This window comes from Thalassolituus oleivorans MIL-1, from assembly GCF_000355675.1.
GTDB lineage: Bacteria > Pseudomonadota > Gammaproteobacteria > Pseudomonadales > Oceanobacteraceae > Thalassolituus > Thalassolituus oleivorans.
The window spans coordinates 3,191,768-3,209,305 of the sequence record NC_020888.1; the positions used below are offsets into that span (position 1 = coordinate 3,191,768).

Annotated in this window: 16 protein-coding genes; 10 read left to right on the forward strand and 6 right to left on the reverse strand. The window is 47.0% G+C overall.

Annotated elements, in window-relative coordinates; all coding sequences use genetic code 11:
• Positions 1-30: 30 nt before the first annotated feature.
• Positions 31-1,056 carry a flagellar motor protein MotB gene (motB, locus tag TOL_RS14645; protein WP_015488140.1) on the reverse strand — a complete coding sequence of 342 codons (1,026 nt, stop codon included), beginning with the start codon at positions 1,054-1,056 and terminating at the stop codon, positions 31-33.
• Positions 1,056-1,907, reverse strand: a complete 852-nt coding sequence (motA, locus tag TOL_RS14650; protein ID WP_015488141.1) for a flagellar motor stator protein MotA — start codon at positions 1,905-1,907, stop codon at positions 1,056-1,058. Before motA ends, motB begins: the two co-directional genes overlap by 1 nt.
• Before the next feature lie 145 nt (positions 1,908-2,052).
• Between motA and TOL_RS14655 the strand changes: the two genes are divergently transcribed.
• The 7 genes from TOL_RS14655 to TOL_RS18515 all read left to right on the forward strand — a co-directional run bounded on the left by TOL_RS14655 (position 2,053) and on the right by TOL_RS18515 (position 9,169).
• Complete coding sequence (locus tag TOL_RS14655) at positions 2,053-3,777, forward strand: YuxH family protein (RefSeq protein WP_015488142.1); 1,725 nt, start codon at positions 2,053-2,055, stop codon at positions 3,775-3,777.
• A 53-nt stretch (positions 3,778-3,830) separates the two neighbouring features.
• Positions 3,831-4,670 (forward strand): sulfurtransferase, encoded by an 840-nt coding sequence (locus tag TOL_RS14660; protein WP_015488143.1) that lies wholly within the window; start codon positions 3,831-3,833, stop codon positions 4,668-4,670.
• Between the two features lie 10 nt (positions 4,671-4,680).
• Positions 4,681-5,538 (forward strand): archaetidylserine decarboxylase, encoded by an 858-nt coding sequence (gene asd, locus TOL_RS14665; RefSeq protein WP_015488144.1) that lies wholly within the window; start codon positions 4,681-4,683, stop codon positions 5,536-5,538.
• Between the two features lie 4 nt (positions 5,539-5,542).
• Positions 5,543-6,457 (forward strand): LysR substrate-binding domain-containing protein, encoded by a 915-nt coding sequence (locus tag TOL_RS14670; RefSeq protein WP_015488145.1) that lies wholly within the window; start codon positions 5,543-5,545, stop codon positions 6,455-6,457.
• Positions 6,458-6,567: 110 nt separating this feature from the next.
• Positions 6,568-7,086, forward strand: coding sequence for a hypothetical protein (locus TOL_RS18510; protein ID WP_015488146.1), 519 nt, complete (start codon positions 6,568-6,570; stop codon positions 7,084-7,086).
• Positions 7,083-8,582, forward strand: a complete 1,500-nt coding sequence (locus tag TOL_RS14680) for a GMC oxidoreductase (RefSeq protein WP_015488147.1) — start codon at positions 7,083-7,085, stop codon at positions 8,580-8,582. Before TOL_RS18510 ends, TOL_RS14680 begins: the two co-directional genes overlap by 4 nt.
• Complete coding sequence (locus TOL_RS18515; RefSeq protein ID WP_015488148.1) at positions 8,579-9,169, forward strand: carboxymuconolactone decarboxylase family protein; 591 nt, start codon at positions 8,579-8,581, stop codon at positions 9,167-9,169. Before TOL_RS14680 ends, TOL_RS18515 begins: the two co-directional genes overlap by 4 nt.
• Positions 9,170-9,202: 33 nt before the next feature.
• Here TOL_RS18515 and epmA read toward each other — a convergent pair whose 3' ends face one another.
• Together epmA and efp are read right to left on the reverse strand one after the other, a co-directional pair.
• The gene (epmA, locus tag TOL_RS14690) at positions 9,203-10,162 is read right to left on the reverse strand and encodes an EF-P lysine aminoacylase EpmA (RefSeq protein WP_015488149.1); all 960 of its coding nucleotides are present in this window, start codon (positions 10,160-10,162) and stop codon (positions 9,203-9,205) included.
• A 19-nt stretch (positions 10,163-10,181) separates the two neighbouring features.
• Positions 10,182-10,748, reverse strand: a complete 567-nt coding sequence (gene efp / locus TOL_RS14695) for an elongation factor P (protein ID WP_015488150.1) — start codon at positions 10,746-10,748, stop codon at positions 10,182-10,184.
• 39 nt (positions 10,749-10,787) lie between these two features.
• Between efp and epmB the strand changes: the two genes are divergently transcribed.
• From epmB to TOL_RS14710, 3 genes are all read left to right on the forward strand, one after another.
• On the forward strand, positions 10,788-11,807 hold the full coding sequence (gene epmB, locus TOL_RS14700) for an EF-P beta-lysylation protein EpmB (RefSeq protein WP_015488151.1): 1,020 nt from the start codon (positions 10,788-10,790) through the stop codon (positions 11,805-11,807).
• Between the two features lie 151 nt (positions 11,808-11,958).
• Positions 11,959-13,779, forward strand: a complete 1,821-nt coding sequence (locus TOL_RS14705) for a hypothetical protein (protein ID WP_015488152.1) — start codon at positions 11,959-11,961, stop codon at positions 13,777-13,779.
• A gap of 125 nt (positions 13,780-13,904) precedes the next feature.
• The gene (locus TOL_RS14710) at positions 13,905-16,010 is read left to right on the forward strand and encodes an EAL domain-containing protein (protein WP_015488153.1); all 2,106 of its coding nucleotides are present in this window, start codon (positions 13,905-13,907) and stop codon (positions 16,008-16,010) included.
• A gap of 47 nt (positions 16,011-16,057) precedes the next feature.
• Here the strand turns inward: TOL_RS14710 and serB are convergent, their stop codons facing one another.
• Together serB and TOL_RS19100 are read right to left on the reverse strand one after the other, a co-directional pair.
• A complete protein-coding gene (gene serB, locus TOL_RS14715; RefSeq protein WP_015488154.1) occupies positions 16,058-17,266 on the reverse strand; it encodes a phosphoserine phosphatase SerB in 1,209 nt (402 codons plus the stop codon).
• A gap of 34 nt (positions 17,267-17,300) precedes the next feature.
• Positions 17,301-17,471 carry a hypothetical protein gene (locus TOL_RS19100; RefSeq protein ID WP_015488155.1) on the reverse strand — a complete coding sequence of 57 codons (171 nt, stop codon included), beginning with the start codon at positions 17,469-17,471 and terminating at the stop codon, positions 17,301-17,303.
• Positions 17,472-17,538: the final 67 nt, after the last annotated feature.

Consider the following 17,538-nt stretch of genomic DNA (forward strand, 5'->3'; position numbering starts at 1 on the left):
CCTTTTCATATTACTTTTCCGCTGTTTCACTCACCAAAACACCTCACCTTTATTCGGTGGATTATCATAGCTGTTGTCTACTCGCTCACGCTCTTGTTGTAATCTTTCTATCAAACTGCCGGTTTTATTTAATACGGGCTTACGTGCGTCGGATGGTGGCGGTGGCGCATCGTTAATAAATTCGACATCAGCTTTTGTCCCTGAGCGCTCAAGCACGTTGTGCTCAGATGTGCGGTTCAACATCACAATGGCAATACGACGATTCACAGAGGCCGATGGATCATCCGGAATCAGTGGTGCGGTATCGCCCATACCAATCACTTGAGCAATTTGTTCTTTTGGCACACCGGCTTCCATCAGCGCTCGTCGTGCAGCATCGGCACGTAAAGAGGATAGCGCCCAGTTCAAGTCCTCCTCATCACGCTGCCCTCCTAAGCGCGATGAATCCGTGTGGCCGGTAATGGATAAACGGTGATCTAAGGTGGCCAGCATCGGCGCCATTTCCCAGAGAATATCTTCGGAATAATATTTTAGGTGTGCACTTCCAGGATCAAACATAGGACGATTGGTTTGATCGACAATTTGTAGACGTAGACCTTCGGTAGTGATGTCCAACAATAATTGATTTTTAAATGGACTCAGCGTCGGGCTAGCATCAATACGTTGTTCAATCTGTGCTTTTAATTCTTCTAAGCGTTTTTGTTCAATCGCATCGGCGAGACTTTCGATCTCATCAGCTTGCAGTATCTTTTCGGGATCAATGGATTCAGAGGTAGCAATATTATCGGCTTGAGAAGGTGAGCCACCGAGATCAATAACGTATTTTGATGGAACTTTCTTCCCTTCCTCAAACGCCAATGGATCTTGGAAATAACCTGAAATTGACGCCAATTGTTGTTCGTTTGAAGAGTTAATCACCCACAACACTAAAAACAGCGCCATCATTGCCAAGGCAAAGTCAGCCATGGCAACTTTCCAAGCACCGCCGTGATCCTCGTGCTTACCTTTTTTATAACGGCGAACGATTATATTTTGATGGGGGCTAAGATTTTCCATTAGCGTCCACGCACCTTACTTTCTACTTCTTCGAAACTCGGTCGGCCATGCGTGAAGAGCGACTTACGACCAAATTCAACCGCGAGTTGCGGTGGTAATCCGTTCAACGAAGCAATGATGCATGCACGGGTAGCTTCGTAGAGCTTAATCTCATCCTCGGCGAGATGTCTCATGGTTGCCGATATCGGGCCGACCATACCGTAGGCGAGGAAAACACCACTAAAAGTCCCAACCAGTGCTGCCGCAACGTGACCACCGATTTCACTCACTTCGCCACCAATCGCTCCCATAGTAATAACGATACCCAGAACCGCGGCGACAATACCAAACCCCGGCAATGCGTCGGCAACTTTGCCCACCGCCATTCCCGGTTGTTCTAGTTCGTGCAGGCGTGCTTCGATCTCTTGGTCCATCAATGACTCGAGTTCAAACGAGGTTAAATTCCCCGCCGCAATAATACGAAAGTAATCAGCAATAAAATTGGATAACTCAAGGTTGCCTTGGATTGCGGGATAACGCGAAAACAAGGCACTGGACGATGGACTTTCAACATCGCTCTCAATCGCCATAATGCCTTCACGGCGAGCCTTGTTAAGGATGTCGTAAATTAATCCGAGCACGTCCATATACATGGCTTTGTTGACGCGGCTGCCCATGATGACTTGAGGCATCATACGAAAACACTCAAGGATTACATGTAACGGATTCGACAAAACGAAGGCGCCGAATGCCGCACCACAAATAATCAAAATTTCAAATGGTTGCCACAGTGACAGCAGCTGACCATGTGACATCACAAAGCCATACATCACACTGCCGAACACAATGAACAGCCCCACAATAAACAGCATTCAATACGATCCTTGCAGCAAAATCTGACGATATAGAAACGTTAGGTAACAGCAGTGACGAAATTGTCACACATCCATCCAAGCAAAACTCATAACCCGACTATAGTAAGTAAAGGTCACAAACAGCAGTTGCACAAACTTAGACATGACACAGACAACCTTTACGCACCCGAGCGCCAGTCAATGGGAAGAAGTTCTCGCTTTTACGGACTTTCCAATCTTGCAGGAAACACGCGAACAACTGCGCCTGCATCTGAAAAATCCACAAGTGAGCTTTGATGAATTGATCCACATAGTGGATCGAGATCCAGCCCTGTGCTGGCACCTGTTGCAAGCCGCCACCCAACAAAACCCAGATTGCCGCGAGCAGTTATCTGGGGCGTTGAGCTGCCTGTCGCTGTTGGGGATGCAAGAACTTGTAAGACTCGTGAAAAACTTGAAGGTCGTCGCTCAAGATAGTGAAGATGAAGGCGACCGCCTCTATCGACAGGCGCTGATCACCGCCTGTCTTGCAGGGAATCTTGCGGCTCAATGGGCAAAAGAAAAGGGCACCTGCGCCCCAGGTTATGCGCAGTGGAGCACCATGCTCGCCCACTCGGTATTTTGGCCGTGGCTATTACTGCATGGCAATGCCCGCAATTGGTTGCATTGTGTGAGCACAGGATGCGATTTAATACCGGCTACCGAAGTAATATTTGGGCCTGATAGCAACAACTGGCAGCGCCTTGCAAAGCGCTATCAATTACCGCGCATGGCGTTAGATTTGTTCCGCCAAGAAGCCTTACCCAATGCCCATGACTGGCAATCGTTACGCCGTCATGATCCTCGCGATGACAACAAACAACGAGCGCTCGTTCATCAATGCCAAACACCGGCAATGACAGCTATGCTTGCCAGTTCTATGGCTTGGCATCTACACATGGCACCCCAAAGTCGACATGCCGAACGCTGGCTAGCTTTAGCCAGTCACGGCTTAGGTAAACCGCTAATACAAGTTCAACAGGACACGCGTCGTGCCCAAGTCGACATCAGTCATCAACAGAACTGCGGCTTGGCAACAGGTTTATCGCTACTGGCGAGTCCGCAGCCGACCAGCCGCGAATACCCTATTTATGCGTTACCATCGCTGGTCGTTCAAACACCTAAAAAATCAGTGGCGTCCGTGGCAGTTGCGACTCCCATGCCAACCGACGTCTCAACGACGAATATTGAGCCAGAGGCCAAACAACCGATACGAATCAAGGCAACCTCGACCACCACACCAGAGCTCACTCCCTCGAAATCAAAGCAAACAGAGACCTCTGATCACGGCCAGGCGTACTTGGCCAAGTTAATGCGTCAACTGCAGCAAGAACCTAGTAGCTTTGGCGATTGGCATTCTTTAATGCAAGGAGTACTGAAGGGGATTTGCCGCGGCGTCGGCTTAGAGCATGCCAGTGTCATGCTGCTTGATCGCGACCGCCAACGCTTGCGTATGGTATATAGCGAAAACTTTGAAGCACTGGGAGCGCTGGCTCAGGTTCGAATTCCGTTGGACAGCGCGCCTTTATTCCGCCAACTGCTCAAAAAGAATGCCTGTTTGCGGCTAACTGAATCGAATCGCGAACAATATCTAAGAGGTATGCCAACAGCGATTGCCGAACTGATTCCATTGCAAGTTTCAATCATGTCGATTTCAGCGGGCAATGCCCCTATCGGAATTGTTCTAGCCTGTAATAGACAAGGCAAAGGCATGATCAAAGCAGAGCAGTACGAGGCGTTTAGGCTGTTATGTACCATGACAAGCCGCAGCCTTGCGGCACTGCGAGCAAATCAGACTAAACAAGTAAAGGTAGAGGTCACACAAATCGTCCGCTCATCCGGAACCTGACAGACGCCAGCAGCTCAGATACACTTGCGGTTTTCTGATCAAAGCGACTTACCATGCCGACATCGTCCTCTCATACCTTGCCATTATTATTAGAGCCCGAAGATCTAGCGGAATTACTGCCGCTAGATGGCGTGTTGATTATTGACCAATGCAAAGCGGAGACTTTTTTAGAGCACCACATTCCGGGCGCCGTTCATCTCGACTTCAAACGCTTGCAATTAGGAATAGCACCCACGCCCGGCGCACTGCCATCAAACGCCGATTTAAGCGCGGTATTCAGTGAACTAGGCCTAACGCCAGACACTCACGTGGTATGCAGCGATGATGAAGGTGGCGGTTGGGCAGGCCGTTTAATTTGGGTGTTAGATAGCATTGGCCATAAACAATACTCCTATTTAAACGGCGGTATTGTTGCTTGGTTGGATGCAGGATTACCGACCGAGTCAGGTGCCAGCATACCAACAGCATCTGAATATGTGGTTGATTATATTGACCAGAGCGTATCCATTACCAAAGAACAAATAAAAGCCGCTTTAGGCTCATCTAAGTTTGCCATCTGGGATGCACGTTCACCGGCAGAATACTCGGGCGAAAAAGCAATTTCGCCGCGCGGCGGACATATTCCTACCGCCGTTAATTACGAATGGACCTTGGGTATGGATAAATCCCGCGCACTTCGTATTAAAGAGCTAAACACATTTAAAACGCAGTTGGCTGAAATGGGATTGGATAAAAACAAGACTATTGCCACTCACTGCCAAACGCATCACCGCTCCGGCTTTACCTATTTAGTCGGAAAAATTTTAGGTCTCACCATGCGCGCTTATGCTGGCTCATGGGCTGAATGGGGAAGTGACACCACGACTCCCGTGACCACTGGCAAAAAGCCATAAGGAATTATCTGTGAATACCGACAAATTATTTATCGCTACCCAACATTTACTACCACAGCATTTACTTTCTCGCTGTGTCGGCTGGCTTGCTGGTTGCGAAGTAAGCTGGATTAAAAACCCATTAATTCGCGCATTCATTAAACAGTACGACGTCAATATGGCTGAAGCAAAACGCCAGACAGCGGAAGAGTTTAGCTGTTTTAACGATTTTTTTACTCGTGAGTTATTACCCGACGCACGTACCGTTGCGCTAGAAGACAATGTCATCACCTCTCCTGCCGATGGTGCTGTATCTCAATTAGGCCCAATTAAAGGCGGACGGGTATTTCAAGCTAAAGGCCAAGATTACTCGCTAGTAGAATTGCTGGGGGGCGATGAAGAACGCGCACAGCCCTTTCAAGAAGGTGAATTCGCAACCATTTACCTATCGCCAAAAGATTACCACCGCGTGCATATGCCGATCACAGGCACACTACGTGAAATGATTTATGTACCGGGTGATTTATTCTCGGTAAACCAAACAACGGCTGAAAACGTACCACGCTTATTTGCTCGCAATGAACGCGTAGTCGCGATTTTTGATACCGCTCGTGGCCCTATGGCGATGGTATTGGTCGGCGCTATGATTGTGGCAGCCATTGAAACCGTGTGGCACGGCTTAGTAACTCCGCCAAAACGGGAAAAACGTGTGGCTCGTTATGGTATTCCTGAAAACATCACCATTGAAAAAGGTGATGAAATGGGACGCTTCTTATTGGGGTCAACCGTGATTTTATGCTTCCCGAAAGACACTATGCATTGGTTGGAAAATCAGACCGCGGGGGCTCCGCTACGCATGGGTGAAGCCATCGCGATGACGATGGAGTAATGTCGTGATTCGGCAGTTAGGCACAAACAAACTGCCAACATTGAACCTGCTGCGCACGTTTGAAGCAGCAGGAAAACATCTGAGTTTCAAACTTGCAGCTGAAGAATTGTGCGTTACACCATCAGCGGTTAGCCAACAAATTCAGTTACTAGAATCTCAATTAGGTGTAGCGTTATTCGAACGTAAAAATAGATTACTATTATTTACCTCAGCGGGTGCAGAATATTGGAAAAACGTTAATCAACAATTGAATAACTTGCGAGATGCAACCACACAATTACGCCAGCAACACGGAGTGCAGAGGCTAACCGTTAGCGTCATGCCCCCAGTTGCACATCAGGTCGTTTTTCCCAATTTAAATGATTTCAAACAACAGCACCCAGACTTAGAACTTCATATCGAAACGGGATTAAGCTATGCCGATTTACAACAAGGTACTGCGGATATCGCTATACGCTATGGCATCCCACCATGGCATGAACTTGAACATGAAAAATTACTCGATGTTTGTATACAAGTAGTGTGTCCTCCCGGATTTACCCAACGCTATCAATTAACACAAAATTCCAAAAATATTTGCGATGTTCCACGCGTAGAAATGACTGGCCGCCCAAAAAGTTGGGAGCGCTGGTTCGAACAGTCTGGTAGCCAGAACGATGAGAATAATAGTTTTACTGGCGCTGTATTTTACGTTGATGATTATCCTGCTGCAATTCAAGCGGCCGAATCACTCGGTGCCGCTTTAGCACTCTCCCCCATAGAAAACAACCTTATTAAATCTGGACGTTTAGAGGCGCCCTATCCACCGATAGGACCTTTAGAGGAGGCCATCTACGCGGTGTATTCTCCAGCAAGGAAATTTGACCCAATCGTTCGAAGCTTTATTGACTGGCTGAAGGTGAAACTGGCCCAACTCTAGCAGTAGATTTAAATTCAAGTAAGCACAGCTAATCTGACTCGACACTTTTTATCGTTTGTCGGCGAGTTCAAGGCTTTCTATAGTGGCGTATCACTATAAGAGGCCATCACATGAGTAAAATCATTTCGCTCTCGTCTGGCGATTCACCAGACAAGCACATAGCCCAATCTTTTTTTCACCATAAACAAACAGAACTTGATGAGCTTTTTGATACCTTGTGCTGTCCTGAGGATGCGCAACTACAAGGAATTACTCACGGCACCTTATTCGCCATCAAAGGTTTTAATGCGCTGCCACGCACAGCGCATGCCATTGTTTATCGTCTGCTATGCACGTGGATTAATCCTTGGAAAGGCAAAAAATTCGATGCCCTGCAAGGCGCCAATATTTTATTTTCAAAAAAGGGTTCAACCACTTTTGGGTATTACCATGTGGCCCAAATGAAAGACGACAAAGGGCGGCCTTTCATTTGCCTAAATTATGACCACGAACGCAATATGGCTTTACTTAAATGTATACGCGGTGAAGCTAGATTATTGCGAGAAGGTACTTGGCTTGCCCGCATGCGTTTAAAATCACGCAAAGGCCTTTCGACTTTGCTGTATTTTACGCTGGAAGAAAATGCATGAAACTGAGCTACGACACCATAATTATTGGTAGTGGTTTCGGCGGCTCTGTTGCCGCGAGTACACTATCGAGTGCTGGACAAAATGTTCTGTTAATTGAGCGCGGTCCTTGGCGCGATAGCGCGGCTGTCCGCGCTGCTGGAATACAAAACGCTAGCTCTCTACCTAAAGGATATTCTTCTTATTTAGATCTATTACATCGCGTTGGCTATTCAAAAATCAAGGGGACAGGAAAACGGTTAAACCGCCATGGTCTGTTTGATATTCATTTCGGCAGCGAAATGACCGTCGTTTGCTCGAATGGCGTTGGCGGCGGCAGTCATGTCTATAGTGCAATGAATACTCGCCCAGCTAACAATCAATATTGGAATCACCGCAGTAACGAATTGTCCGCCACCAGCATGGAAGAACATTATCAATGGATGATTTCAACCATGAGCGCAAAAGAACCTAACATCGACGATAAAATACCTAATTTTACCGGCGAGCGTTTTGCTTCGTCACCACACTTCATCGCTAACGATAAAACCGGTCAGCCTGCGATGTCGGTATCCATGAATGGCGATGCCGAAAATTATCGTGATAATAGTTTTTTCGGCAGTGAGAATGGAGCGAAAGCAACACTTGATCGAATCCTGTTGATTCCTGCAAAGGCACAAGGATTGGAGATAGCGGCATTACATGAATGTTTAAGCATTTGGAAAACTCATGAAGGCTATCGTTTAGAGGTGATGGATCACAATGCTAAACGTATCCGACAATTCAGTGCTAAGCGCGTCATATTAGCCGCAGGAACATTGAATACCTTACGATTATTATTTCGTAGTCGCGCACTAGGCGGCCTAACAGGGCTCAAGAACCTTGGTCATGGCTTTGGTGGCAATGGTGATGTACCTGGGTATTGGGCAGTCAATGAAGCCGGAGCTGATTTCACCCAAGGCATCCCCTGCCATGGTCGTTTTGCATTACGCGATAGCAAAGGTGATATAGAAATATTACCCGATTTATTACCAGTCGACCTGACGAGCTATGGATTAAATGGTATCGGCAATTTACCGATGCCCAGCTTTTTACGTCGACGTTTAAAACAAGACTTAGTTGTCGTTGGCATGGGTTCTGACAATGCCGATGGCGTTGTCGAGTGGCATAACGGCAAACTAAGCATTCATTACATACGGCAAAATAATCCAATATTAAAAAGTATCTGCCGCCATTTTGACGAAATAGCGCGCCGCAGTCAGCGACCCATTTATTATACCGAACGCCATCCACTAACTGTCCATCCACTCGGTGGTGCACGTTTATCAGCCACACCAGATGAGGGCGTTATTAATGGCAATGGTGAGGTTTGGGATAGCCCTGGTTTATTTATTGCCGATGCGAGTGCCTTGCCAGCAGCTCCTGGGACTCCACCATCAATGACAATTTCTGCATGGTCACGTCACGTAGCGCTAAAAATATTAACACAGCAAAATAACAACTCAGGAATCAATAGATGAAACCCATTTTCCGTAAGCGCGTATTTACGCTAGGTCAGTTCCTAAATATGCTATTCCAAGCGATTATACGACTGCCTATTCTTGTGGCAGCTTTAATTAAACCAAAGACTTCTCCCCAGTTACGAGAACAGGTCATGCTAGCCTGTACATCGGTAAATGATTGTCGTTATTGCGCATGGGCACACACGCACTTGGCACTTAAAAATGGTGTCGATATTGAAGCAATGAATGCCTTACTAGCATCCTCAGACAACCCATTGGGCGGCGAACAAGAAGGAATCGCTATATTATTTGCACAGCATTTCGCGGAATTCAAAGGACGCCCATCAGGCGATGCAGTAGCACGTTTGCAGTCCGTATACTCTAAGGCACAAGTAAAAGAAATATACGCTTATTTGTACGCTATTTACTTTGCCAATCTGAGCGGCAACACCTTTGACGCTTTACTGGCACGATTGCGCGGACAGAAAGTAGAAAACAGTTACATTTTCACTGAAGTTATTAGCTCTGCTTTAAGCTGGCCTATATTAGTATTTATTATGTGGCGATCAAAAAATGATCGTCGTATTGGTTTAGGCTCATTATAAGTATTTGAACAAAGCGGCTGTCGCAATTGCAGTTTAAGCGCGCGTCCAATCAAAACTCAGGACTTCTGCAATTGCACTCGCCTGCTGTTGATGCATCAGTAGGCGATCTAATCCCATTGCGACACCAACACAACTAGGCAAACCCGAGGCCAAAGCGGCTAATAGGTTTTCGTCTAACGGTCGTTCCAAATCGAGCGTGCCGCGCTCCCGCTCTTGCTGAAAACGCTGGCGCTGCTCGGCAGGATCTGTGAGTTCAAAATAGCCATTAGCCAATTCCGTGCCGTTGAAGAATAGCTCGAAGCGTTGTGCCACAGGGATGCCATCGACATTTGTCGTTACCTGCGCCAAGGCGGCTTGAGATGCTGGGAAATCGTTAATAAACACGAGTGTATCCGACGGCAAAGCAGGCTCAACCTGATGACTCATGATGATATCTAACCAACCATCGCGGCTTAGTCCTAAATCCTGCCCCGCCAGAGTCGTGCCGATAACAGCAAGCTCACTGTCGGTTGCTCTATGTACATCAATATCAACAAAGCGTTGCATGGCTTCCGCATAACTGAAGTGTAATACCGGGAGCCTTGGCCAACGAGTTTCTAGAGATTGATGCACAATCGTAGCGACCTCATCCATTAGCTGCGAAAGACTCCAACCAAGGCGATACCATTCCAGCATAGTAAATTCAGGATTATGTCGCTGCCCTGCCTCTCCGGCACGGAACACTTTACAGATTTGATAAATATCGCCGCTGCCCGCACATAACAGGCGTTTCATCGCGTATTCTGGAGATGTATGTAGATACCGCCGAGTATCCGTATGAACAAGATCAATACTCATCACATCGATATTAGGATCTGACACAGGCGCCTGACCTAAAATCGGCGTATCAACTTCTAAGACGCCTTGTTCGGCAAAATATCGACGAATCGTCTGGTAGAGTGACTGACGCGCTAACAGCGCTGTACGCGAAGCGGATGGCTGCCAGAGCGTCATCTTGATCGTTACCCTGTAATTAAGCGCGGCTTACGTATTCGCCAGAACGAGTATCAATGCGCAGCATCTCACCAATATTGATAAACAAGGGCACTTTAACCACAGCTCCGGTTGACAGCGTTGCGGGCTTATAAACACCTTGCACTGTATCGCCTTTAACACCCGGATCGGTTTCCGTTACTTCTAGCTCAATAAAGTTTGGTGGAGCAACAGTCAAAATCGCACCGTTGTATAACACAACCACGTATTTCTCTTGTTCTTTCAACCACTTAACCGTGTCACCAACAGCTTCGGCAGATGCGCCGTGCTGCTCGAACGAGCCATCAGTTGCCATAAAGTGCCAGAACTCGCCATCGTTATAGAGATATTCCATATCCAACTCGATAACATCCGCGCCTTCCAACGAATCACCCGACTTGAACGTCTTATCAATGGTACGGCCAGTGCGTAAGTTGCGTAACTTCACGCGATTGAAGGCCTGTCCCTTACCTGGCTTCACATAATCGTTCTCGATAATCGAACAGGGCTCATTGTCTAGCATGACTTTAAGACCTGATTTGAATTCGTTGGTAGAATAATTTGCCATGTAGATATCCAATCACTTTCTTTAGGAATATAAAATAAGGTGCGTATCATAACGCGAACTGACGCTTCAATCGAACCGGAGGACTGGCGCCGAATACTATCGAGTTCGATTCGAGATCTAAATGAGCTACTAGAACGCCTAAATCTCAGTCCTGAAGACCTGCCAGCGCAGCAACGAGCAGCCCTCGACTTTCCGATCTTAGTGCCCGAGCCTTTTCTTCAGCAAATGACGATTGGCGATCCTAATGATCCCCTCCTGCTACAAGTGCTACCACGCGCAGCAGAAACTGAACTCGTTAATGGGTACATCACCGACCCGCTGGCGGAAAAACACGCCAACGTGAATCGCGGCATCATTCACAAGTATCATGGCCGCGTGCTTCTTCTCGCAGCCTCTGGCTGTGCGGTCAACTGTCGTTATTGTTTTCGTCGCCATTTCGCCTACGAAGATAATCGTATTAGCCGCGAAGAATGGAAAGAAGCACTAGACTATGTGCGACAAAACAAAAGCATTACCGAAGTTATTTTAAGTGGCGGGGATCCGCTAATGCTACGAGATTCAGCGTTATTCGAATTAATTGTCGAAATAGAAAATATTCCTCACGTAAAACGCCTGCGCATTCATTCTCGTCTACCAGTTGTTATCCCTCAGCGCTTAACGGCAGAATTGATAAGGCGTTTAGGTGATTCTCGATTAAGCACCTCAGTAGTAATGCATATCAATCACCCAAGTGAGCTGTCTGAATTACATCGCGATCGGTTCAAAGAATTACGACTTGCAGGCGTACTGATTCTCAATCAAGCCGTTTTACTACGAAATATTAACGATAAACTCATAGTTCTTTCTGATTTAAGTGAGCTACTGTTTGAATTTAATGTCGTACCTTATTACCTTCACTTGCTTGACCCAGTAAAAGGGGCGCACCATTTTGACGTTCCAGAGCATGAAGCTCAGCAGTTATATCGAGAACTGCTAGCACGACTGCCCGGATATTTGGTACCCAAGCTAGTCAGAGAGTTATCCGGAAAGGCCAACAAGTCACCAATATGTCCGCCATAACAGGCCAATATTGGGGGGTCGGTCACACCTTCTTTCTGTGCAATGTTCCATTTACTGTAAATACGCGTTTAAATTGCGTTGCTGGGGTGGAAAAATCACGCCATCGGGTCTATACAGAACTATCAATAGTATTTTTTATTAGCAGGAACGCATGGAAAGCCCGAATACGCCGATAAAACTACATATACCGACAACAACTATCAGCCAACTGACATTTTGCTCAGCAACAGCTGACGGTGTATCTAAGTGGGCCAAAGAATTACCTATGGCCAATACAGGAGAAGCGTCACGTCGGTTGTATCTGGCCATACGCGAATTAAATCAATTCGACGTGGCTCCGGCACTCCGTTATCAAATTTTAGAAATAGTACGCCCGTACATATATTCAGTTTGTGAGTTACTTAATAAGCATTTTTTACAGTCTTCTATTTCGTTAAATGACAAGCAGTTGAAAATTGCGAATTTAAGTCAGGCACTGCAAGGCCACTTGGCAACTGGTTATAAAATGGTTGTAGCACATAGTCTTACCAGACTAGCGCCAACCGAAAAGCCGAATAAAGTTGTAACTCAGGCAATTCATCGCGCTATTACCGACACAAGCCAAACCATTCTTCGCGCATTTCAACTTTATTGTCAGCCCCCTGAACGAGCGTGGCTGGAGATAAATCAGCTGTATTTATTAGCTGAAATGCACAAGCTTGCGGATTACCGCATGGACAACCCAGAAACGCGCTTTTTATCAGAATCATCCATTAAAGATGTATTCATGCGCGCTCACTTGCTCGGAACGGCAAAACCAAACAACTTGCGCCAGCAAGATCTCGCATTGCTCTATGATGCAAGCGAGTTGTGGGCTGAGCACGTTGATTTAACAGCAGCTGACGATGAAAGTGCTTTATTTATCATTAACTTACATCGTGATCGTCCAGGCCAGTACCGTCAGCATTTACGCGATGCGCAAAAGCCGTCCTACCGCAGCTTAAACACGACACAACTGGTTCAAGCATTAAAATATTGGGCAGCCAACCCTAACGATAAACACACGATTACTATCCCAGGGAAGCTCAGCGATACCTTGCTGTCCCATGCAATCCAGTCTTGGGGAATTCATTGGCAACGGTCTTTCCGTAGAGCGTCATCGCAAGGCAACCTGAGGCTGTGTATAGGTTTGTCTGCACTGCATTACTTTACCGCTGGGCAGCGTGAGTTCGAACAACTGATCCTAACCATGAAACCAAGCGCTATGGATGGTGATAGCGGGATCAACACTGTTGATACTGGCCGACCTGTGCAAGATGATGTTTGGGCTGATGCGTTTGATGCCGGCAGTGTACGCATGCCAGAAAATGCGGGAATGAGTTTAGATGCTATTGAATTTATCAATAAGCATAAAGGTGAACAAGCCAGTGTATCTGCACCAGTTCCCGGTAAGTATCACGCCCATGAAGTTGATTTGGTTAACACTAGCCCTGGCGGGTACTGCTTACATTGGCATGGTGATATTCCAGCCAGCATCCAAGCGGGTGAGCTTATCGGCATCCAAGAAAACGGCGTAAGGCTATGGTCTGTTGGCATTATTCGTTGGATTCGTCACTTACGCGATCAAGGCACCCAGTTAGGTGTTGAACTACTGGCACCTAAAGCAGAGGTCGGTGTTGCACGCTTACTGCAAAAAACCGGCTCTAATGGCCCGCGTATGCGCGCTCTAGTATTACCCGAAATTAAAGCGATCGCCCAACCGGCAACACTGCTGTTGCCTCGAATTCCATTTCGCACAGGAAATAAAATCGAGTTATTGCACACCGAAATGAGCGGTCGTTTTCAACTGACCCGCCGCTTAGCTTCGACCAGTAGTTTTAGCCAATTTCAGTTCCGTTCAGTGGGTGTGGGAAAATCGGATACAGGTAATTTTGGTCAAGCGGGTTCAGAATTGATCGAGGACGATTTCGACTCGATTTGGAATAAACTCTAATAAATAGCCTCTCATTGGAGAGGTTTTGTAATTCTAATTTGCCTACTGACCATTTTTGTCAACTTCAGACATTTTATTTTTCTGGTCGAGCTCTATAATTGGCGTTTTAGAATTCTGAGGTTTTCATGGCACTAAGTCGCGACACACTGCATTTGTTGCTACTAACCAACACGCAAAATGATGCTGAAAGTTTGGTTAGTTTGATCCGCAACAGCGGCAGTGCCACCCGTGCTCAAAGCATTACCTCTCTCGCTGATTTTGCTGGAATGATTCAGGAAAAAAACTGGGATATCGTTGTCGCAGAGCCAAGTGCTTGCGGTATCACCTATGAAGAATTATTGACCCAGATTCAGCGCCTGAACAAAGATCTACCGCTCATTTTGATTCCTCGTGATGCCGATCCGATGCAATTAGAAACAGCCTTACAACGCGGTGCAGCGGCGGTCGTGCCGTTTGAAGAAAGTAATATCATCATGCTCACGATTCAACGCGAGCTTAATAATTTGATGTGTCGTCGCGACTTACGCATCCTTCAGGTGCGCTTACGCGAAACAGAAAAACGCTGCAGAAACCTGCTCGAAAGTTCGAAAGATGCCATCGCCTATGTGTACGACGGCATGCATGTCTACGCTAACACAGCCTATCTAGAGTTATTTGGCTATGACTCTGTCGAAGAGCTGGAAGGCATGCCCATTATGGACATGGTTGCAGGCAATGAACAAAAGACCTTCAAAAGCTTCTTAAAAAGTTATCAGACCGATCCGCTAAACAACAGCGAGCTACACACTACTGGTATTGACCCTAACGGGCTAGAGTTCCCTATGGGAATGACATTCAGTGCGGCAATGTATGCCGACGAAATGTGCACTCAGGTCCTTATTCAACAAGAAGAAAAACACGAAGTACTCGAAGCAGAAATTGATGAGCTGCGCATCCGCGACATAATGACAGGTCTATATAATAAGCCTCATTTTGCCGATAGATTAGCCTCAGTAATCGACCGCGCCGTCATGCTCAATGAAAGCAGTGCTCTGCTTTACATTAATGTCGACGGCTTTGGACGAGTGAAGCGTGATATTGGTATTCAACATTCTGATGATGTCGTATGCGCGGTTGCTAACTGCTTAAAGGAATATATGACCGACGATGATGTCGTCGCTCGCATTGGCGAGGACGTATTCGGTTGGTTAACGCCCATATCAAATCCAGAAGCTGCGCAAAAACTGTCGCAGGAACTATGTCACGCCATTGCAGAACGGCTAATCGAAGTCGACAACCGAACAGTCCAAGTCACCACCAGCATCGGTATCACACTGATTAACAGCAATAGCCCTAGTCCTGAAGACGCCCTGCAACAAGCACACGTTGCGGCGGATGCCGTGCGCCAGCAAGCAGGACACGAACACGGCAATGGGGTTAGCTTGTTCATGTTACGTGAAGATGTGACCCCAGCCGGACCTCCACAGTTAGAGCAACAGTTAGCTTCGGCTCTAAAAGCAAACCACCTGCGCTTATTGTTCCAGCCACTGATTAGCTTACGTGGTGAAGACCTTGAGCACTATGAAGCTTTGCTGCGCTTACCGACTAATTCCGGTGAGGATATTTCAGCAGGCGAGTTCCTCAACACACCACACATCAGTGATGAACTAAAACGTAAAATCGACCGTTGGGTCATTATTCACACCACAAAATTACTCTCCGAGCATCATCGCAAAGGGCATAAAACCCGAGTATTTATCAATATATCCGCAGCATCATTGCGTGATGATACTTTGGCTAACTGGATAGTCGTGGCGATGAAAGCCGCAGGTTTGGCTTCTGGATCCGTCATATTCCAATTCAATGAGGATGATGCTGGCCAGCACTTAGCCCAAGCGAAACGCTTCGCTTACGGCGTACGTCGCCACGGCATGCTGACTGCGATTAGTCGCTTTGGTTGCGCTTTAGTACCAATGCAAACTCTTGAGCATATCGACGTTGATTATGTAAAAGTCGATGGTTCCTTCACTCAAGAGTTAGCGCAAAATTCAGGCGCACAAAAACAACTTAAAGCACTGCTAGCGGACATTCACTCTGCCGGAAAGATCAGCATTGTGCCGCTCGTCGAAAGCGCAGCATCAGTTTCATCCATCTGGCAGATGGGTGTGCATTTCATTCAAGGCTACTACGTACAAGGCCCGCAAGCAGGTATGACGTACGACTTCAGTGATGAGGCTTCAACAGCCGAATAGAGAATAATGACTAAGCCTCTGACTACAGAAGCTTAGTCATTGAGTGATCAATTAATATCGCGGTCGTGATAACCCAACAGGTATAAAATCCCGTCTAGGCCCAAGGTAGAAATTGCATGTTTAGCATTTTCACGTACAAGAGGCTTAGCACGGAATGCAATACCCAAACCGGCAATACTAAGCATTGGCAAATCATTAGCACCATCACCAACGGCAATCGTCTGCTCTAAGCGGATTCCTTCACGTTCGGCCAGCTCGCGCAGTAGCTCAGCTTTGCGCTGACCGTCGACAACGCGTCCAGTGACTCGCCCAGTGACAACATTACCTTCCATTTCCAGCTCGTTGGCAAAGACGTAATCAATACCTAATTTTTGCTGTAAATAGTGGCCAAAATAGTTGAATCCGCCCGATAAAATCGCAGTTTTATAACCTAAGGCTTTTAAGTTACTGATCAAACGCTCAGCACCTTCGGTCACCGGTAAACGCTCAGCAATACCTTGCAAAACGTCGCCACTCAAACCTTTCAGCAATGCAACGCGCTGCTGAAAGCTCTCGGTGAAATCTAACTCACCTTGCATCGCCCGCTCAGTAATCTCTGCCACTTGCTCACCGACACCAGCGGCATGTGCTAATTCATCGATTACTTCTGTTTCAATCAACGTTGAGTCCATGTCGAAACACACCAAGCGGCGGGTACGACGATAAACATCGTCTTCTTGGAAGGCGATATCAACACCAAGGTCATTGGCAACTTCTAGAAATTGCGCGCGCATGGCTTTCTGATCTGCGACACCACGCACTGAGAACTCAACGCATGCCCGAGTCGTTTCAGAACGCTTATCTAATGGAACACGCCCAGACAGGCGGTTAATTTGATCGATGTTTAAACCGTGCTCGGCAACAATCGCGGTAATACGCGAAATAGCCTCAGCTTCGATAGCTCGGGCTAACAAGGTAATGATATGACGCGCCTTACCTTGGCCAGATACCCATTGATCGTAACTTTCAGGGGTTACTGGTGCAAAGCTAACGTCTAACCCTAGCTCGTGCACCTTAAACAATACATCCTTCAACACCGGTGCTGATTCAGCCCGGGAAGGGATGGCGGCCAAAATACCGAGCGACAAGGTGTCGTGGATTTCGGCCTGACCAATATCGAGAATCGTTACATCATACTGCGCCAATATGGCACTGATGCTTGAGGTTAACCCGGGCTTATCGGCCCCAGTCACACGGATTAGAACCAATTCCGTCACGGACTTCACCTGTATCAATCTCGATTGTTAACTATTACAGCTTGTTGGCATCTGCTTTTGCAGCGGCCACTACGGCACGCAAATCTTCGATCAGCTCGACTGTCTCATGCACAGACAGTGCACGTACGCGGTCAAGACTCATCAGGAACAGGCCTTTTTCCAGTTGCTGAAGTTTATCTTGAAGAGACTGCTTCACATCACTCATGGTGTTTCCCCATACAAATTAACCGTTTATATCGTGTAACACCGCTCAAGTTTGCCCGTTGGGCGCT